The 17,455-nt window shown below is 61.7% G+C and carries 18 protein-coding genes and 2 pseudogenes; 7 read left to right on the top strand and 13 right to left on the bottom strand.

Annotation, left to right across the window (positions count from 1 at the left end):
- Nucleotides 1–114: 114 nt before the first annotated feature.
- Both OHD62_RS06040 and OHD62_RS06035 read left to right on the top strand, forming a co-directional pair.
- On the top strand, nt 115–1,443 hold the full coding sequence (locus OHD62_RS06040; protein WP_263781555.1) for an LLM class flavin-dependent oxidoreductase: 1,329 nt from the start codon (nt 115–117) through the stop codon (nt 1,441–1,443).
- A gap of 151 nt (nt 1,444–1,594) precedes the next feature.
- Complete coding sequence (locus OHD62_RS06035; protein ID WP_263781554.1) at nt 1,595–3,085, top strand: DHA2 family efflux MFS transporter permease subunit; 1,491 nt, start codon at nt 1,595–1,597, stop codon at nt 3,083–3,085.
- A 64-nt stretch (nt 3,086–3,149) separates the two neighbouring features.
- On the opposite strand, the pseudogene OHD62_RS06030 reads toward OHD62_RS06035, so the two are convergent.
- From OHD62_RS06030 to OHD62_RS06020, 3 genes and pseudogenes are all read right to left on the bottom strand, one after another.
- Nucleotides 3,150–3,594, bottom strand: a pseudogene (locus OHD62_RS06030) (GNAT family N-acetyltransferase).
- Between the two features lie 100 nt (nt 3,595–3,694).
- On the bottom strand, nt 3,695–4,804 hold the full coding sequence (locus OHD62_RS06025) for a PA0069 family radical SAM protein (RefSeq protein ID WP_263781553.1): 1,110 nt from the start codon (nt 4,802–4,804) through the stop codon (nt 3,695–3,697).
- Nucleotides 4,805–4,903: 99 nt separating this feature from the next.
- Nucleotides 4,904–5,179, bottom strand: coding sequence for a hypothetical protein (locus OHD62_RS06020; RefSeq protein ID WP_263781552.1), 276 nt, complete (start codon nt 5,177–5,179; stop codon nt 4,904–4,906).
- 221 nt (nt 5,180–5,400) lie between these two features.
- Between OHD62_RS06020 and OHD62_RS06015 the strand changes: the two genes are divergently transcribed.
- Nucleotides 5,401–6,174: an SDR family NAD(P)-dependent oxidoreductase gene (locus OHD62_RS06015; RefSeq protein ID WP_263781551.1), complete on the top strand. Its 774-nt coding sequence runs from the start codon at nt 5,401–5,403 to the stop codon at nt 6,172–6,174.
- A 27-nt stretch (nt 6,175–6,201) separates the two neighbouring features.
- Nucleotides 6,202–6,976 (top strand): annotated as a pseudogene (locus OHD62_RS06010) (hypothetical protein).
- On the opposite strand, the gene OHD62_RS06005 reads toward OHD62_RS06010, so the two are convergent.
- The 5 genes from OHD62_RS06005 to OHD62_RS05985 all read right to left on the bottom strand — a co-directional run bounded on the left by OHD62_RS06005 (nt 6,907) and on the right by OHD62_RS05985 (nt 10,047).
- Nucleotides 6,907–7,653 carry an isocitrate lyase/PEP mutase family protein gene (locus OHD62_RS06005; RefSeq protein WP_263781550.1) on the bottom strand — a complete coding sequence of 249 codons (747 nt, stop codon included), beginning with the start codon at nt 7,651–7,653 and terminating at the stop codon, nt 6,907–6,909. The pseudogene OHD62_RS06010 and the gene OHD62_RS06005 overlap by 70 nt on opposite strands.
- Nucleotides 7,654–8,041: 388 nt before the next feature.
- Entirely contained in the window at nt 8,042–8,332 is a 291-nt protein-coding gene (locus OHD62_RS06000; protein ID WP_263781549.1) for a putative quinol monooxygenase, read from the bottom strand.
- Nucleotides 8,333–8,673: 341 nt separating this feature from the next.
- A complete protein-coding gene (locus tag OHD62_RS05995) occupies nt 8,674–8,820 on the bottom strand; it encodes an autoinducer binding domain-containing protein (RefSeq protein WP_263781547.1) in 147 nt (48 codons plus the stop codon).
- A complete protein-coding gene (locus OHD62_RS05990; RefSeq protein ID WP_263781546.1) occupies nt 8,821–9,360 on the bottom strand; it encodes a TetR/AcrR family transcriptional regulator in 540 nt (179 codons plus the stop codon).
- A gap of 135 nt (nt 9,361–9,495) precedes the next feature.
- Nucleotides 9,496–10,047 (bottom strand): TetR/AcrR family transcriptional regulator, encoded by a 552-nt coding sequence (locus tag OHD62_RS05985; RefSeq protein ID WP_263781545.1) that lies wholly within the window; start codon nt 10,045–10,047, stop codon nt 9,496–9,498.
- Between the two features lie 217 nt (nt 10,048–10,264).
- Here OHD62_RS05985 and OHD62_RS05980 point away from each other — a divergent pair, with 217 nt between their 5' ends.
- Complete coding sequence (locus tag OHD62_RS05980; protein ID WP_263781544.1) at nt 10,265–10,933, top strand: antibiotic biosynthesis monooxygenase family protein; 669 nt, start codon at nt 10,265–10,267, stop codon at nt 10,931–10,933.
- 116 nt (nt 10,934–11,049) lie between these two features.
- On the opposite strand, the gene OHD62_RS35685 is transcribed toward OHD62_RS05980, so the two are convergent.
- On the bottom strand, nt 11,050–11,388 hold the full coding sequence (locus OHD62_RS35685; protein WP_412177345.1) for a DUF7002 family protein: 339 nt from the start codon (nt 11,386–11,388) through the stop codon (nt 11,050–11,052).
- 101 nt (nt 11,389–11,489) lie between these two features.
- Between OHD62_RS35685 and OHD62_RS05975 the strand changes: the two genes are divergently transcribed.
- Nucleotides 11,490–11,636, top strand: coding sequence for a hypothetical protein (locus OHD62_RS05975; RefSeq protein ID WP_263781543.1), 147 nt, complete (start codon nt 11,490–11,492; stop codon nt 11,634–11,636).
- 122 nt (nt 11,637–11,758) lie between these two features.
- Nucleotides 11,759–12,664 carry a LysR family transcriptional regulator gene (locus tag OHD62_RS05970; protein ID WP_263781542.1) on the top strand — a complete coding sequence of 302 codons (906 nt, stop codon included), beginning with the start codon at nt 11,759–11,761 and terminating at the stop codon, nt 12,662–12,664.
- Here OHD62_RS05970 and OHD62_RS05965 read toward each other — a convergent pair.
- The 4 genes from OHD62_RS05965 to OHD62_RS05950 all read right to left on the bottom strand — a co-directional run bounded on the left by OHD62_RS05965 (nt 12,648) and on the right by OHD62_RS05950 (nt 17,444).
- Nucleotides 12,648–13,352 (bottom strand): peroxiredoxin-like family protein, encoded by a 705-nt coding sequence (locus OHD62_RS05965; RefSeq protein WP_263781541.1) that lies wholly within the window; start codon nt 13,350–13,352, stop codon nt 12,648–12,650. The genes OHD62_RS05970 and OHD62_RS05965 overlap by 17 nt on opposite strands.
- A 92-nt stretch (nt 13,353–13,444) precedes the next feature.
- Nucleotides 13,445–14,839, bottom strand: a complete 1,395-nt coding sequence (locus tag OHD62_RS05960; protein ID WP_263781540.1) for a dihydrolipoyl dehydrogenase family protein — start codon at nt 14,837–14,839, stop codon at nt 13,445–13,447.
- A gap of 18 nt (nt 14,840–14,857) precedes the next feature.
- Nucleotides 14,858–16,252, bottom strand: a complete 1,395-nt coding sequence (locus OHD62_RS05955; protein WP_263781539.1) for an NAD(P)/FAD-dependent oxidoreductase — start codon at nt 16,250–16,252, stop codon at nt 14,858–14,860.
- 34 nt (nt 16,253–16,286) lie between these two features.
- Nucleotides 16,287–17,444 carry a patatin-like phospholipase family protein gene (locus tag OHD62_RS05950; RefSeq protein WP_263781538.1) on the bottom strand — a complete coding sequence of 386 codons (1,158 nt, stop codon included), beginning with the start codon at nt 17,442–17,444 and terminating at the stop codon, nt 16,287–16,289.
- Between the last annotated feature and the right edge of the window lie 11 nt (nt 17,445–17,455).

The following is a 17,455-nucleotide window of genomic DNA, read 5'->3' as shown; positions in this document are numbered from 1 at the left end:
TATTGACAGACGATAGCGCCGCGCTTTAACAAAATGCACAGGTCTATCTATCGAGAGGTAGACAAAGAGCGTTGAGGGAGCGGTCGTCCGGCCGCGAGGAGGATTGGTCGCTGCATGAAACGAATGATCTTGAGTGCCTTCTTTTTCAATCCTCAGGGCGATCACCGAATTTCCTGGCGGCATCCCAATGCGCCGTCACGCGAGATCTACGACCTTCCCTATTTCCAGTCCCTCGCTGCAGTGAGCGAAGCGGCGAAGCTCGACGCGATTTTCGTCGCCGATCATGTCGGTATGTGGGACACGTACGAAAGCAACATCGCCCATTACGCCAATCCGCGCCTTGAGCCGATCACGCTGCTGTCGGCGCTTTCAGCAGTAACATCGCATATCGGGCTCCTTGCGACGGCCTCGGCTTCCTATACCGAGCCCTACAATCTGGCGCGCATGTTCGCTTCGCTCGATCATCTCAGTCATGGTCGCGCCGGCTGGAATGTCGTGACCTCGTCGATGGCTGAAGAGGCGATGAATTTTGGCCATGACGGCAACATCGACCACGCCAATCGCTATGAGCGCGCGGGCGAGTATGTCGACGTCGTCAAAGCCCTTTGGGACAGCATCGAGGACGACGCTATTTTGCTCGATCGTGAGTCTGGTCTTTTCGCCGATCCCCGCCGGATCCACCGGATCAACCACGCAGCCAAATATCTCAAGGTCCGTGGCCCCTTGAATGTGCCGCGCCCACCGCAGGGCCATCCCGTCATCGTCCAGGCGGGTTCGTCGGACGATGGCAAGAATCTCGCCGCACGACATGCCGACGTTCATTTTGCCGTCATACGGTCGGTCGAAGAAGGCCAGAAATATCGAGCTGATTTCGACACGCGGCTGGAACGTGCGGGCCGTGTGCCCGAGGATCTCAAGATCCTGCCGGGAATTCATCCCGTCGTCGCTTCATCGCGCGACGAGGCGAGGGAAAAGGAGGAATTTCTCCAGACCCTTGTTCCCGAGCGGATCGGCGTCGATCTCGTTTCGAGCTGGTGTGGAATCGACGTGTCGGGTTTTCCGATCGACGGTCCCCTGCCCCCATTGCCCGATATCGAGAGCTATGATGGCCAACGCTCCAATCTCGAACGGATGAAGGCATTCGCCGCGCAAGGCCTGAGCATCCGAGACGTCGCCCACCGTCTCATCAATGCCGGCGCGGTGCCATCGGTTACCGGCACACCAGCCGACGTCGCCGACCAGCTCGAGGAATGGTTCACGGCAGGCGCCGGCGACGGATTCAATCTGATGTTTCCCTTGCTTCCGGAGGATCTCGTGCAGTTCTGCACGCAGGTTGTTCCCGAGCTGCAGCGACGCGGCCTGGCGCAGTCGGAGTATGCGGGCGCCACGCTGCGTGACCGTCTGGGGTTGAGGAGGCCGCCAAATCGGTTCGATCGCGCGTGAGGTCGGCGTCGTTCATCCGGGAAGGATGGGGCGAGCGCCTCGACGCCATGGCGCCCTTCAGTGCGGACAATGTCGAATTGCAGGTGGCTGACGCCGACATGCCTGCGCTCCGTGTGGCGACTTGAGTAGCTGCGCGCCCGCCCCGCCGGACATGCCCGCCGCAGGTGCCCAAGCGCCCGTTGAGCGACAATTCTGTCCGGCCGAGAGCAGAAAGTTCGTCCTCATAGCGGCAATCCTGGCGTCGGCAATGGGCTTCATCGACACCACCGTTGTGGCGCTCGCAACGCCGGCGATCCGCGTCGACCTCGGCGCATCGCTCGTCGACGCGCAATGGATATCGAGCAGCTACATGTTGTTTCTGTCGGCTCTTGTCCTGCTCGGCGGTGCTGCCGGGGACGTCTTCGGTGCGCGCAATACATTCGCCTTCGGCATCGCCGTTTTCGCCGTTTCGTCGCTTGCCTGCGCCGCAGCCCCGGACGCATTGTCGCTCATCCTGGTGCGGGCAGCACAAGGCTTTGGTGCAGCCTTCATGGTCCCCGGCAGCCTGGCGGTCATCGCAAGGGCTTACCCGCCCAAGGAGCGAGGCGCCGCGATCGGAATATGGGCGGCGGCCTCGTCGCTGACCACGGCGGTTGGACCGCTGATCGGCGGCATGGTTCTTTCGCTCGACTCAAGTTGGGCATGGCGATCGATTTTTGCGTTGAACATCCCGATCGGCGCGCTCGCGCTCGTCATATTGCTCAGCCGTGTCCCCAGCGATGCCCGGCGCGACCGCCAGCGACTCGATCTGGTGGGCACCGTCCTAGTGACCGTCGCCCTCGGCGCGCTCGCCTGGGGCTTGACGGCGTCTGGGCCTGCCGGCGCCCCAGACTTGCTTGCCTGGCTGTCTCTCGGCGGCGGAGCGCTGATTTTTGCAATCTTCATCTGGTGGGAGCGGCGGGTGAAGGCGCCGCTCGTGAAGATCGGGCTCTTTTCCTCGCGCGCGTTCGCCGGAGCAAACCTCTACACGCTGGCTGTTTTCATCGCCCTCAATGCATTGCTCTTCTTCCTTCCGATGACCGTCATTTCCGCGTGGAACGTGCCCGAGTGGCAGGCGAGCCTGCTGTTCCTCCCGCTTGCGCTCGCCATTGGGGTCCTGTCGGGAACCGCCGGGCGGCTGGCGGATCGCATAGGGCCTCGTCTGCCCATGACCGTCGGCGCGGCGATCGTCGGTGTCGCCTTCGTGGGGGTTGCGATCAGCATGCCTTACAGAGAGTTCTGGATCCTGACCCTGCCTCTGCTGTCGGTGATGGGGCTCGGCATGGCCGCGCTCGTTTCGCCGCTCTCAACGGCGGCATTGGCGGCCGCTCCGGACGACGATTCCGGATTGGCTTCGGGCATCAACAACGCGGTGGCTCGAGCCGGCGGCCTCATTGCGGTCGCCGCGCTCGGCGCTGTGGCGTCTGCCGCTTATATGCGTTCTTCCGCCAGCGCTGGGGTCCCTGGCGATTTTGGCGTACGTCCGGTCGTGGCGCTTGAGCCGCTCGCGGAAGCCACCCGCGTTGCGGCTACGACGGTCGCGTTTCAATGGATCGCGGCGATCTGCGCGGCGCTTTGCTTTGCGGCGGCCGCGCTCGCGTGGATGACGCAGCCGCAGCGCTGAGCGCGAATTGCAGTTACGATGCTTTGAAAAGCGATAGTCTTGCGCCGAAGGTGTTCGCCTTGGGTCATTGAAGATCGTATTCGCTGAATCCGGTCAGCCGAGCGACGCGATCATAGAGGCGCCGTGCCGTCGCGTTCGTTTCGTGCGTCATGCAATAGACATTGGTGACGCCGATCTTCGCTGCTTCATCCTGCACCGCCTTGATCAGCGCGGTCCCTACCCTTTGCCGCGCGCGTCCGGGTCGGCGAACAGATCCTGAAGGTAGCAATTGTTCACAAGCGACCAGCAGCTGCGGTGATAGGGTAATGGACGAGCCCGATCGGCTTTTCGTCGATGATGGCGAGCAATCCCTTGGGTTCGAACTCGCCGTCGCTGAACAGCCGCCTCCAGGTCGTCTCATAGACCTCTTCGGACACGGTCGCCTTGTAGAAGTTCAGATATGCAGTCCATGGCCGGCGCCATTCGGAATGATCGGCTTGTTCGAACGGGCGGACGATCGTTGCGGACATATGTCTTCTCCTGTGATGAGTGTTGGGCGATCAGGCGCCCGCTCTTGCGGCAGGCCGAACCAAACCGGTCGACGCAACGCGGCTTGCTTGCGAGCCTTGATCAGAAGAGAGCGAGTTGGTCTCCCGCTTTCGGCGGCGGCTTGAAGAGATCAACGCGAAGCGGGCCAATCTTGCGATCGAGTCCGAACCTGCGGCGCGCCAGTCGAAATCGATCGACCAGCATGTTGGCCACCGGGCCCTCGCCGACCATGCGCAGGCCGAAGCGGGTGTCGTTTTCCTTCCCACCTCTCGATTGGCGCACAAGCGACATGACGCGTTCGGCGCGATCGGGCCGTTCGGCCGCGAGCCACTGCTTGAAGAGATCCTTCAACTCATGCGACAGGCGCAGCATCGAATAATGCGCATATCGGGCGCCGGCGTCGGCCGAGGCCTCTAGGATGCCCTCGATCTCGTGATCGGTGAGGCCGGGAATGATCGGCGCCACGCTCACGATAACGGGAATGCCGGCGCTTGAGAGCGCGCGAATGGCATCGAGGCGCCGGCCCGGCGTCGACGCCCGCGGCTCCATGGCCCGCGCCAGCTGACGATCGAGCGTCGTTATCGAGATCACCACGACGCTCAAGCCCCTCTCGGCCATCGGAGCAAGCAAGTCGATGTCCCGGGTGACGAGATGGTTTTTCGTGGTGATGCCGAGCGGATGCTGGAATTCGGCGAGCACCTCGATGACGCCGCGTGTGATCCGAAGGCGCTTCTCGATCGGCTGGTAGCAGTCGGTGTTCGCGCCGAGCTGGACGCGATCCGGCACGTAGCCGGGCTTCGAGAGCTCGGTCCGCAGAAGCGTCGCGGCTTGAGGCTTGAAGAACAGCTTGGTCTCGAAATCCAGGCCGGGCGACAAACCGAGATAGGCGTGCGTCGGGCGAGCGAAGCAGTAGATGCAGCCATGCTCGCAGCCACGATAAGGATTGACCGAGCGATCGAAGCCGATGTCGGGACTGTCGTTGCGTGACAGGATCGTCTTGGCGTTCTCGGCGGTCAGCGTCGTCTCGACACGCTCGTTCTCGTCCTCGTCGGCATATGTCCACCCGTCATCGACGCGTTCGCGCTGATACGGCTCGAACCGGCCGGACCCGTTCGAGCGCGACGAGCGGCCCCGCACCTCAATCTGATCACCGCGCAGCCCCGGGGTTGCCTGTTTGTTCTTGCCGCTCATTGACCCTCCGGAGCTCGATCTTCTCTCTGGTTGGAGTTTATCCGGGCCGACGCTGACTGCCGTCGGCGAGGCCGAAGGAACGGTCCGCTCAAGACGCTCTCAGCTTGTACCCTTGGCGTCGAGATCTTCCAATCGCACTCTCGCAAGGCGATCCTTGGCAGCGGTGAAGACGAGGTCGATCACCTTGCTGTCGTGGCCAAGCCTGAAGCACTCGACGACGACGCCGACCAGAACGCTTTCGCAGATGACCAGAAGGTCCGAATAGGAGCCGCCCGCCGCCTTGGTCTCGTTGATGATCTGTGCGACCACCTGCCGAGCGACCCGATTGTGCAGTTCGGTCCCCGCCTCGGCGGACAGCTCAGAATTCTTGGTCATTTCGGCTTCCCTCTCGCCCGGTCGAGGCAACTGCGCGTAACAGTGGCGGCTGTGGTGCACCAACCGACCGCTCTGCTTGATCCAGACCGCCGCGCGCTACCCGCCGGCAACATATTTCTATTCTCTCTATCGATAGATAGAGCTTGACGACGAATATTTCCAGCGATTAATCTTGGTGGTTCAATCGATCTATCGATAGGTAGATATTCAGGAGAGTTTTCATGCGCTTTCAGGATAAAGTCGCGATCATCACAGGTGGTAGCTCGGGCATCGGCAAGGAGGTTGCGACCCGGTTCGTCGCCGAGGGCGGCTCCGTGGTCGTCAACGGCCGAGACGCCAGGAAGGCAGCAATCGCCGCTCAGGAAATCGACCCGAGCGGCAAGCGTGCCGTCGTCCAGGTCGGTGATATCGCGCTCCCCGGCACCGGCGAAGCCATGGTAAAGGTCGCGCTCGAACGCTTTGGGCGACTCGACGTCCTGTTCAACAATGCCGGCATCTTCGGCCCCAAGCCGTTCCTAGAACTCACCGAAGTCGAATACGACCGCTTCATCGACACGATCCTGAAGGGCAAGTTCTTCGCCGCGCAGGCCGCCGCGAAGGCGATGAAGGACGCCGGCCATGGCGGCGCGATCGTGCATACGGGCTCGATGTGGGCCCTCCAGGCGATCGGCGCCACGCCGTCATCAGCGTATTCCGCCGCGAACGGCGGCGTCCATGCGCTCGTCAAAAACCTCGCGATCGAGCTGGCGCCTTACAAGATCCGCGTGAACGCGATCGCGCCGGGGGTGATCGAAACCCCGGTCTACAACACCTTCCTGACGCCGGAGCAGGTCAAGGCCGTCCTGCCGACCTTCAATGCGTTGCATCCGCTCGGACGCAACGGCCAGCCGGCTGACGCAGCCGAAGCGCTCCTCTTCCTCGCTTCTGGCCAGGCGAGCTTCATCACCGGCGTCATCCTTCCGGTCGACGGCGGCATCATGGCTGGCCGGCAGTGACCCGCACCCCCTACCTGCCCAAAGCCAATGCGTCCCGCGCGTGAACGCGGGACGCAGCACATCAACTCGCGCCCACGGAGCGCAGCCTCAATACGACGGAGAATTCCGATGGATAAGGTCGCCGAAAAGAAACTATTTACGCCCGTGCAGGTCGGACCGCTCACGCTGAAGCATCGCGTGGTGATGCCGCCGCTGAGCCGGCTGCGCGCGCAGCCGGGAACCGGCATACCGAGCGACCTGCAGCTTGAATATTACACGCAGCGTGCATCAGACGGCGGCTTGATCGTCACCGAGGCGACCGCGATCGCACCGTCGGCGCGCGGCTGTTACCACGCCCGGCCTCTACACGGACGAGCAAATCGCGGGTTGGAAGCGCATCACCGATGCGGTTCACGCCAAGGGCGCCTATTTCTTCAAGCAACTTTGGCCTGCCGGTCGCACCAAGCACATCGCGATTACGGGGTCGCAGCCGGTGACCGCTTCGGTCGATCCCGCTTACTGGAACGATACGAGCTTCGTCGTCGACACGCCGAACGGATTTGAACATCGCCGGCGTCGCCGGTCTCTGCGCGGTCCTCGCCGGCGTCGCGAAAGCCCATCTGCGCAAGCTCGGGACCTTTCGAGCAGGATCGGCGGACCGGACGAAGCCAAATTTGATTGTCGAGATCATGCGATCCCGGCGACCACTGGTCGGCTAGCCAAAGACCAGACGTTTTTCGACATCGCAATGAACTACGAAAAGACTTTGGCCACCTTCTTCTGGAGCGCTTCCATCGCCTCGATATACGGGATCGGTCCGTAACTCACGCGAGCGACGCCCAGTTTCGCGAGCTTGTCGTTGGACGGCACGCCTTCCATCACCATGACATTGACCGGCAGCGTCGCTTCGCTCGCGATCCGCTTGATCTGATCGGCGTCCGTCAGGCCGGGAATGAAGAAGCCGGACGCGCCGGCGGTCGCATAGGCCTTTTCACGTTGCAGGGCATCTTCGACATCGGCGCTGTTCCCGAGAAAGACGTCGGTGCGAGCGTTGATGAAGAATGGGATGCCCTTGTGCTCGGCCGCGCGACGGATTGCGGCGATGCGCTTGGCCTGCCGGTCGATGTCGTAAAGGCCTTTGCCTTTCACAACGCGGTCCTCGAAGTTGATGCCGATCACCCCGAGATCGAGAAGCTTCGAGATATTGGATGCGAGCTTTTGATCGTCGTCGCTGTAACCGCCTTCGAAGTCTACGGTGACGGGCACATTGACGCTCGAAGCGATCTGGCCGGCGACCTGTTCGGCAATCGCGATCGGAAGATCTTCGCCATCACCGTATCCCTGCGCGGCCGCGACAGACCAGCTGCTCGTCGCGATCGCCTTCGCTCCCGCTTCGACGATCGCTTTGGCGCTCCCCGCATCCCAGGCATTGTACAGAATCACCGGATTGCCTTTGACGTGAAGGGTGGCAAACTCCTTGGCTTTCTTGGCTTGGCTCACTGTGGTTCTCCTATCCTAGACCTCGCCAACCCGCGTGGGCGACACGCCCCATGCGCCGTGGCACACCGAATTCGTTTTGCCGAACCCCGCCGGCTGCGCCCTATCTATCGATAGATTGCCAATTGAGATTCTTTACGGACGGGCGGCCTTACTGTCAATCTCTATCTACTGGTAGAGCAGGTCCATGGCCGGCCTTTCAGATCCGCCGGCCTTGAATGAGACGATCAATCGATTATGCACCGGCGGTGAAGCTTTCACGAAACCGCTGGTGCCGCCCTCGAGGACCACGCCTCCACGCGGAGCTCGAGCAACGGGCTCGCGTCGCCGCGGACCTCGATGCAATCGTGGACGTCAAAATCTGCCTCGCCGACACGATCCTCGAACACGATCAAACCAAGATCCTGTACGGCACACGTTCTCTGCTCTCGAGCAATGGTACCGCGCGTTGGAGGACCAGCTCTTTGAAATGCGGTGTCGCCTGGTGATCGGCGAAGTCCTTTTCCTCGCCATAGTGTTCGTACAAGAAAAACTCGCCCGGCCGCTCGACAGACTGGTGCGCAATGAAGCCTCGGCAGCCAGGCTCGGCACGGCACTGCGGTACGAGCTCCTGCAGGATGTTCTCGATTTCGCTTTGATGTTCTTTTCTTGCGACCCAGCGTGCCACAACAATATAACTCATTTATTCGATCCTCCTGGCTTTACCATCTTGCCTTCAGCCCCCAATGGTTTCTCGCGTCGCAAGGTATTCACCTAATCATTTTTCGCCGCATTGCTTTTACAACGGTGCGGGTGCGGTTCGCGGCATCTAGTTTGTCTCGCGCCGGTCGAAGATGTTTCAGAACTTTCGAGCGCGTAATTCCCGATATCGCGGCGATGTCGAGATCCCTTTTCCTTCCGCGGCCCAAAGCGGACAATCCGCCTCACGCGGTGTAAGATGGACGTCGCCGTCAAGCGTGGCGCGGGGACATGCAGGAGCCGGCCGACAGCGTGGCCTGCCGCAAATGTGAGAGTATCCTTTGCCTATTTGCTGCACTCCGGATCCTGCCCACCAAACGAGATGGCGGCCATCTTTCCGTCGAGCGTCGGCACGGGAACGACATGGCCATGCAAGAGGCCGAACTCACGCGCTTCACCGCGAATTAGCCGCGCGGTGTTTGTGTCGCGCATTTAGCATGTCGATTCGATTGTTGAAGAGCTCAGCGCGGATGTCGCCTGATCGAAGGCGCCGATGTCGCCATAGGCACGAGCAAGAATCAACCCGCCCTCCAGTGTGGCGATGACGTGGTGAGCCCGCGCGGTCGCGCCAGGACCTCCAACGCGGCCTGCGAGATCCTCGATGCAGCGGCGGAAGAACGACTGCACCTCGGCCGTCACCTCCGGTGTCAGCGCGCCGGCCTCGGCGCCCAGAATGCCGCAGAGGCACATGCGCCCGTCGTGCTCGATCGTCTTTCTGACCGCTGCACGATAAGCGCTGATCGCATCTTCAGGGCTCTCATCGGGTTTTGCCTCGACAGACGCGAGGAATCGCTTCGCGTAGCGGCGGGCCACGGCCGCCGCCATTTTCGCCTTGGTCGGGAAGTGGTGATGGACACTCGCGCTCTTGATGCCGACCTCAGCCGCCAGGTCGCGGAAACTAAAACCGGCATACCCGCGATCTCGAATGTGGGCTTCGGCGAAATCCATCAAACGTTCGGCCGTTCCGCTCACGAAACCCTCCTGTCTATCGATAGATAGATCACTTGGGCGCGATTGGCTAGAGAAATTTGTCTCGTGAGACCCTATTGGAAGCGAACAACGCGCGTCATGGTTCGGGAAACGCCCCTGTTTCGGGTGCCGATTCGGCTACTTGAGACGCCGCGCCGCCGCCTTCACCGGGGCAGGCTTCCTGCTCCTGGTGAATTCCCTTGTGGCGTTGTCGTAGACACTGAAATCGTTCACCGCGTTGGCGACCACGAGGGCGCCGGTGATTGTGGAAAGCAACTGAGACGCCTCGTCCGGCGGCAAGCCTTCCTCGACAAGCTTGTCGTGGCACATCTTGAAGAAGCGCTTGACTTCGGCGGCCACCTCCGGGGGCAGATCCTGCGATGAAGCTCCGAGCACTGCGCACGGGCACATCCGATCCTGCGAGTGAAGCGTTCCGCGAAACGCCTTCACCCAGACTTTGATCGGGTTACTCTCCTTGACGAGTTCGCGCTCGATCAGTTCCGCTGTCTCGGCGGTGTAGCGCTTGATGACAGCTGCAGCGAGATCATCCTTGGTCGGGAAGTGGTAATGCACGCTCGAACTTTTCACGCCGACATCCGCGGCGATCTCGCGAAAACTGAAACCGTTGAAGCCGCCTCTCCGCATCCGCCGCTCGGCGGCGTCCATGATGGCGGCAGCGACATCACTCATCAGGCCTACTCCCATGGCTATCTCTCGATAGGTAGGGCTTTGAGAAACCAGAAACAACAACTTTAATCTATCTATCGATAGGACGTTGTGCTAGGGGCGATTCGGTCAGCATTCGAATGAGGAACGGTTCTGCCTAGCCAAGGGGTTGCGGACCGTGATCCGCCGGGACGGCGGCGTCTGTCCCCGATTGAAACTCCAAGCGAACGGGTTCAGCAGAATGTTCTCTGTTATTTTCGAGGTCCACCCAAAGCGCAGTGAATTCGAGCTTTACCTGGCTCTCGCCAAAGACCTGAAGCCAATCCTTGAGGGGATCGACGGTTTCATTGACAACGAACGGTTTGAGAGCAAGCGCCGGCCAGGGTGGATTCTCTCACATTCGACCTGGCGCGACGAAAAGTCCGTCGTTCGATGGCGCACAATCGCCAAGCACCACGAGACGCAACAACGCGGCCGCGACGAGGTTTTTCAGGACTACCACCTGCGTGTCGGCGAGGTCGTGTCCGATTCAAGGCCGCCGGACGGGGTAAAGCTCGTCGAGCAGCGACTGGACGAGACCGAGGTCGGCGCCGCAAAATTTGCTGCGCTGACTGAAATCTCTCCCGCCGGCCACCCCGTCCCCGAGAACCTCGCAGAGCTACTGGCGCTCGATCGACACCGCCCGGCCCTGCTGGACCATGACGTCGTCGCGAGCATCTACAACGAGGGGAAATTGGCGCTCCTTACGTCGTGGCGCGACCGCCGATCGGCGAAGGCGTTCGACGTCAGTCCTGCCGCGAGCGCTGGTGTGGTCAGGCATCGCGTCGTGCGCATCGTGCGCGACTACGGTATGTTCGATCGACGCGAGAGCCCGCAATACTACCCGGAGATTGCGCGCGTAGCTCAATAGGGCTTCCCTGGCGGCACCCGGAGACATCGGCCGGCGCAACGGCTTTTCGGCGCTCGTTCTTCAGGTGACGCCGTGCTCGCGACGGTCGCTTGCCGATGCCAATCCCAACGGATCGATTAGACGTCTCGCATCTCCAATAAGTAAGGAGTCTTGACGGGAATCGTGGTTCGGAAAAGAAGCTCCACCGGCGGACGACGGCGCGTTCCGGCAGGCCATCCGCACTCCAGCCAGGTGCCGTACGGCATCAATGTACCACGTCCGCGAGGCGCCGGTCGTCGGCGGGCGTTACCGCTATTTATGGGAGAGACAAAAGCTTCGGCGCCAAACCGGCCGAGCAGCGAGCTCGCGTCGAACGTCAGCAGGGCTTGCGGGCGATCACCGCATGCACGGCGCTGGCGCTCTATGGGCGATATCGACGCGCGACATGGCCGCCATGTCTGCAACCGAAAACTCACTATCCAGAGTGTGCAATTGTCCCGTCCGGCGATAGTAGCGGACCATCTCGCCGTCGACCTGCCCGAGCAGGCCGAAATCCGCAGGCTGAAAGGCGTATCTGATGCTCGCGGAGTTCACGAAGACGCTGACGACGCATGATGTCGAAAACGAAATCGTTCGTGCGCCGACGCATGACATCAGGCCGAGAGCGCTTCTTCAACCCATCGCGATCATCGACTTGATTTGGACCAAAGCAGACATTGACTAGCCATGCAACATAGCGTTCGGCCCCCATTGACGTTGCCACGCTTTGCCGAAACGGGTGCAATGCGCTAGCCTGCAAACATGCGCAGTCGCTGATAGATCATTTCGCTGAGGGGGCGAAAATTCATGGAGATGCAGCAGGTCCGCTATTTTCTGGCCCTGTCCAACACGCTTAATTTCACCCGAGCAGCGGAAGAGTGCAATGTCACGCAGCCGGCACTGACGCGCGCAATCAAGACCCTCGAAGACGAGTTGGGCGGGGAGTTGCTTCGGCGCGAGCGCCAGCACTCCCATCTCACCGAGCTTGGCCGGCGTATGCTGCCCCTGCTGCAACAATGTTACGATGCTGCCACCTCGGCCAAATCTCTTGCCAAGGCTGTGCAAAGCAGTGACGTCGCTCCGCTCAACGTCACCATTTCCAACAGCGTCAACATAGCGCTGCTGGTTTCGCCATTCACAGAGCTTTTCCGAGCCTACCCAGGCGTGCATCTTAAGATCAGTCGCGGTTCGCCGACCACTGTCATCGAAGCCCTCAAGAACGGCGAGGTCGAACTGGCGGTTGCCGGCCCGCTGGGACAGGCTTGGGATCGGCTCGACACATGGCCGCTTTTCCAGGAAGGGATAGAGCTCGTCGTGAATTCCGAACACCCACTTGCCCGTCGCAACGAGGCCGATGTCGCATTAAGCCAGTTAGCCGCGGAACCCGTGCTCAGCCGGATCGACTGGGAAACGAGCGAGGAGCTGTCGCGTTGCCTTTCAGAGAAAGGCCTGACACCGCGGACCGCGCATGAAGTCGAGACTGACCACGATTTGCTGGCACTGCTGGAGGCCAACGCCGGTGTTGGCTTCGTCTCAGTAACCGCACCGCGGTCGCCGAATATCCGTAGACTTAAACTGCGAGATGTCGATATCTCCCGAGTCGTAGCCGTCTACGCGGTCGCCGGCCGACATCGCTCCCCTGTGGCCACAACGCTACTCAACCTGCTGCGGTCGACCGACTGGTCGTCTTTTGGCGTCAGCGAGCCCGCCTGAGCGCCGCGATCAGATCTTCGATGCCCATCCGCCGACGGTAGTCGGGATCGACGAAGCGATCAGTGATGATCCCGTCGGTCCCAACGATGAAGGTTGCCGGGATCGGCAGGAACCAGCTGGCATTGCCCTGGTAGTTGGGGAGATCGAGGCCTAGCCCCATCAGCCGCTCCATCTCCGCCCCGACCCAGATCGCAAGATTGAGAGACAGGGCGTAGCCATTGTCCATATCGGTCAGGAAGGGAAAGGTGGCCCCGACCGCTGCCTTCATCGCCTTCGCGAATTTGCGCCGCTCGGGCATGATCACCACGACCTGGCCGCCCAGGGCCGCAATCTCTTGCTGAGCTTCGACAATGCCGATCGCGTTCAGACGGCAATAGGGGCACCAATGCCCACGTTGAAAGGTGAGCACGGCGGGGCCTCGCAGCAGCACGTCGCCCAGACTAACCAGTTTGCCCTCGTCGTCAGGCAGCAGAAACGCTGGCATGACATCACCGGGCACGGGCGCCATGGCGCCTGCCCCCTGTTTCTCCAGGCGCGCCACCAGGCGGTCAACCGCATCGGCGAAATTCGCGTCCAGGCGCCGCACCACCGCGGCAATCACCGCCAGCCGCTCGTTCAGAGAAGCATCAAGTTCAATGGCAGCCTGGATGGACTGTTCAAATGTCATTGCCTGGTCGTCGGTGGCCATTTCTGCACTTTCATCGATCTGACGCAGCCTATCATCGATGCCCCTCGGCCACGGCCATGCTTTTCCTGCATGGTTTTGATGCCTTGCGAGCATCAAGGCAGGCGAGGTTCGTATTCTGTTCGCCGCCTGACCTCAATTCGTAACAACATGTTCCTGATATCCAAAGAGAAGGTCAGGAAACCGTAGAACATGTCGGCAAGCTGCGATGCCGTGATGGCGTGCTTCATGGCAAGCGCAAAAAGATGGATCAGCTCTTCGCCGGCATGGCCGACAATATGGGCGCCAACGATCTTGTCCGTGGATTCCTCGACGATGATCTTCGACCACGCCACGGTCTCGGCATAAGTCCTCGCGGAGAGCCAGCCTTGCATGTTGTTAACATGGACCTTCACGCCAAGCCCTAGCTCTTTCGCCTTGGCCTCGGAGAGCCCGACACTGGCCAAGGCCGGCACCGTGTAAACAGATGCCGGTATCTGGCTGTACTGCGGCCGGTGTGTTGGCCCATCGACGATGTTGCGGCCAACGATGCCGCCCTCATAGGTCGCTACCGGCGAAAGCTGGGGAGAATTCCACACCGCGTCACCGCAGACATAGACGTCCGGATTCGAGCGCGAGCGCAGATGATCGTCTATTTCGATGCGGCCTTCGCAATGCACGATGACGCCGGCCCCGAGGTCGAGCCCCTCGACATTGGCCACGCGTCCGGCACAATTCACAACCCTGTCCGCGTCCACGGTGCACTCCGCGCCATCGGTGACAAGGCGACGCGCAACCGTCCGTCGACCTTCTCGATCTTCTTGACCCAGGCCAGGGTGCGGACATGCATGCCTATTTCGTTCGCTTTCGCCAACGATCTGAGCGACAGCATCGGCATCGAATGCCGCCAGGATATGTGGCAGCGCCTCCAGGATGGCCACATCGACGCCGGCGCGCGCATAGACTTGGCCCAGTTCGAAAGCGATGACGCCGCCGCCGATGAGGACGACCACACGGGGCAGCACCGGGTCGTTCAAGACATCGTCTGAAATCGTCAGATGCTCGGCGCCCGGAATTGGCAGCGAGCGCGGCTTCGAGCCGGTGGCGATGACAATGTTCCTGGCCTCGAGTTCGCGGCCATCGACTCGGATGGCATTGCTGCCGACGAATGCAGCCTCGCCGTCGATGACATCGACGCCTCGCATGGTCATCAATCCGAACAGACGAGATGGAATGTCCTTGATTATGTCCTTTTCCCGTTCGATCAGGGCTCGCCAGTCGAGCCTCGGCGTATCGACAGTGATCGCGTGCCGATCGGCCCGTTCGATCTCACCGAGCACATGGGCCGCAGCGACGAGCACCTTCTTCGGCGTGCAGCCGCGATTGGGACAGGTGCCGCCGAGGTCGCGGGCTTCTATCATCGCGACGGAAAGACCTGCGGCGCGCGGCGCGACCGTGACACCCATTCCGGCATTGCCGCCGCCAAGGATCACCACATCATACTTTTCCATCGCCCCGCCTCTGCCGTGCTAGTGAAGCTTGATCCGAGGTCTGGCGCGCCTGGCTATCATCTCGCCGATCGATGCAAGCGCAGTCTTGGCCGGACCGTGCACCGCATTGAGATGCATTTTGTGGAGCGAGCGATAGACGAGCCTTGCAAGCAGGCCTTCGATCTTCAGCCCGCCGATCAGGCTGCCGAACCCACCGTAGTCGGCCAGCGAGATGAGGGAGCCGTAGTCGCGGTAGCGGAATGCCGGCGCGGCCCGTCCCGTGAGACGCGCGGCAACCACCCTCACCAGATGATCAGCCTGCTGGTGGGCTGTCTGGGCCCGCGGCGGCAGGGCGAAGTCATGACCCGGCAGGACGCAGCCCGCGCAGTCTCCAATCGCAAACACATTGTCGTCTCCGACAGCCCGCAAGGTCTCGTCCACCATCAGGCGGTTGATGCGATCGGTCTCGAGGCCATCGAGCCCTTTCAGGAAATCCGGCGCCTTGATCCCGGCCGCCCAGACCACCAGCTCAGCAGGCACGAACAGTTTTTCACCGAGCCTGATGCCATCCTCCGTCACCTCGCTGACCCTGATGCCGCACCGTATCTGGACGCCGAGCTTGACCAGCAGGCGTGCCGAAGCACGCGCTATGTGCTCCGGCAGGGCCGGAAGGATCCGTGGCCCAGCTTCGACGATGGTGATGCGGATCAATCTTTCGAAGTCGACGTTGTCAAGATTGTGCGATGCAATCTCCCGCATCGACTTGTGCAGTTCGGCGGCGAGCTCGACGCCTGTAGCCCCGGCGCCGACGATGACGCAATGGAGCTGACCGGGCGAAAGCTGCTCGTATTGCGCGTTGGCGCGCAGACACGCGTCTAACATGCGCTTGTTGAGCCGGGCTGCCTGCTCCGCAGTATCCAGCGAAATGGCGTGACGCGCGGCGCCCGGCGTGCCGAAATCGTTGCTGACGCTGCCGACGGCCATGACCAGAGTGTCGTAGCCCAGCACACGCGGTGGGATGACCTGCCGACCGTCATCGTCGAAGCTGGGCGCGACAAAGACCTGGCGTTTGGCACGGTCGATGCCGACGACCTCGCCGATGCGGTATCGGTAGTTGTGCTTGCTGGCATGGGCGATGTATTCGACAGCGTCATGCGACGCGTTCAAGGCGCCGGATGCCACCTCATGCAGCAGCGGCTTCCAGATATGGGTGCGGTTGCGGTCGACGAGCGTGACGGAAAGCCGTCGCTTGCCGAACTTGCGGCCAAGACGCGTCGCCAGCTCCAGCCCACCCGCGCCGCCGCCGACGATGACCACGCGATGCAGCGACGTGTCCGCATGGGAAGGCGTCTCCGGAATCGTGCGGAACAGGGCGGCGTTGTTGGCAAGCACCGCCTCAGGGATCAGCCGCATGCCGGGGGTGATAATCTGCATCGGTATTCTCCATCGTTTTCGAGGCGCTGGTCCGTCACTCTTGCGATTCGTGGATAACGATGCCCTGCAGCATGTCGACTTCGCACTCCCACGGCTTTTCCGAGAGAACGCGCTGGCCATGTTCGTATCCCGCCTGCCAGCGCGTTCGGATTCCGGCGCGGGTGAAGTCGATGTCCTTGGTGTGGTCCTCGCCGTCCAGGCGTGGCGAAAGCAGCCGAACGAGATGCATGACAGAGGGGCAGCCATAGGATGCGAGTTCCTTGAACATCGGATCCTCGCGCCGTTCCTCGGGAACCAACTTGCCCATTTCGCGCACGACGTGGCGCAGACGATGCAGTTGCTCCTGGCGGGCAACGTGGCTTCTGCCGCGGCTGGCGTATTGGAGATCCTTCTGTCGTCCCATGACCTGCCAGATCGATTTCGGCTCCGTCGCGCGCGGCTGCCACATGTTTACGGCAAAGATCAGCGCGTCGCGCCGCGGACGCTCGTCCAGCACGACCTCGATGGGCGTGTTCGAATAGATGCCGCCATCCCAATAGGGCTCGCCGTCGATGCAGACCGCCGGGAAGGCCGGCGGCAAGGCGCCCGACGCCATGATGTGCGCCGCCGATAGCGGCATCAGACTGCTATCGAAATACTTGAGCTCGCTGGTGTTGACGTTGACCGCGCCGACCGTCAGCCGCGTATGGCGGCGGTTGAGGCAATCGAAATCGATCAGGTTGTCCAGCGTCCGCTTGAGGGGATCGGTGGTGTAGTAGGAGGCATTCTCCACACCGACTTCGCGATTGACCCCGAACATGGCGCTTGGGTTCGGTTCGAAGAAACCCGGTATGCCGCGCATCACCGTGCCCATATTGGCAAAGACGTTGCTCGGAACCGTCATCCGGAAGAACTCGTCGAGTGGGCTGCTGCGGCTGACGCCGTCCCAGAATTCGCGCAGCCTCGGCAGGCGGTTCTGCGGTTGGTTTCCAGCGATCAGCGCCGCGTTGATGGCGCCGATCGAGGTGCCGATCACCCAGTCCGGTTCGATCCCGCCCTCGACGAGCGCCTGGTAGACGCCGGCCTGATAGGCTCCGAGAGCACCACCGCCCTGCAGCACCAACACGGTCTGTCGCTTCACCGAACCGTCGGCCATATGGCCGGCCTCCGGCAAGGGTTCCGACGTCGAGGGATTTCGGGTGATCTTGTTCATGGCGTTTGCGC

Source organism: Mesorhizobium sp. YC-39 (assembly GCF_025753795.1).
In the GTDB taxonomy this organism is placed as follows: domain Bacteria; phylum Pseudomonadota; class Alphaproteobacteria; order Rhizobiales; family Rhizobiaceae; genus Mesorhizobium.
The sequence above is the reverse complement of the archived record's forward strand: the minus strand, read 5'-3'. Positions and strand labels throughout refer to the sequence as shown.

What these genes read in the sequence shown, in the direction of transcription:
- OHD62_RS06040 (WP_263781555.1), top strand. Translation starts at nt 115, where the DNA reads ATGAAACGAATGATCTTGAGTGCCTTCTTTTTCAATCCTCAGGGCGAT.
- OHD62_RS06035 (WP_263781554.1), top strand. Translation starts at nt 1,595, where the DNA reads ATGCCCGCCGCAGGTGCCCAAGCGCCCGTTGAGCGACAATTCTGTCCG.
- OHD62_RS06025 (WP_263781553.1), bottom strand. Translation starts at nt 4,804, where the DNA reads ATGAGCGGCAAGAACAAACAGGCAACCCCGGGGCTGCGCGGTGATCAG.
- OHD62_RS06020 (WP_263781552.1), bottom strand. Translation starts at nt 5,179, where the DNA reads ATGACCAAGAATTCTGAGCTGTCCGCCGAGGCGGGGACCGAACTGCAC.
- OHD62_RS06015 (WP_263781551.1), top strand. Translation starts at nt 5,401, where the DNA reads ATGCGCTTTCAGGATAAAGTCGCGATCATCACAGGTGGTAGCTCGGGC.
- OHD62_RS06000 (WP_263781549.1), bottom strand. Translation starts at nt 8,332, where the DNA reads ATGAGTTATATTGTTGTGGCACGCTGGGTCGCAAGAAAAGAACATCAA.
- OHD62_RS05995 (WP_263781547.1), bottom strand. Translation starts at nt 8,820, where the DNA reads ATGCGCGACACAAACACCGCGCGGCTAATTCGCGGTGAAGCGCGTGAG.
- OHD62_RS05985 (WP_263781545.1), bottom strand. Translation starts at nt 10,047, where the DNA reads ATGAGTGATGTCGCTGCCGCCATCATGGACGCCGCCGAGCGGCGGATG.
- OHD62_RS05980 (WP_263781544.1), top strand. Translation starts at nt 10,265, where the DNA reads ATGTTCTCTGTTATTTTCGAGGTCCACCCAAAGCGCAGTGAATTCGAG.
- OHD62_RS05975 (WP_263781543.1), top strand. Translation starts at nt 11,490, where the DNA reads ATGCTCGCGGAGTTCACGAAGACGCTGACGACGCATGATGTCGAAAAC.
- OHD62_RS05970 (WP_263781542.1), top strand. Translation starts at nt 11,759, where the DNA reads ATGGAGATGCAGCAGGTCCGCTATTTTCTGGCCCTGTCCAACACGCTT.
- OHD62_RS05965 (WP_263781541.1), bottom strand. Translation starts at nt 13,352, where the DNA reads ATGGCCACCGACGACCAGGCAATGACATTTGAACAGTCCATCCAGGCT.
- OHD62_RS05960 (WP_263781540.1), bottom strand. Translation starts at nt 14,839, where the DNA reads ATGGAAAAGTATGATGTGGTGATCCTTGGCGGCGGCAATGCCGGAATG.
- OHD62_RS05955 (WP_263781539.1), bottom strand. Translation starts at nt 16,252, where the DNA reads ATGCAGATTATCACCCCCGGCATGCGGCTGATCCCTGAGGCGGTGCTT.
- OHD62_RS05950 (WP_263781538.1), bottom strand. Translation starts at nt 17,444, where the DNA reads ATGAACAAGATCACCCGAAATCCCTCGACGTCGGAACCCTTGCCGGAG.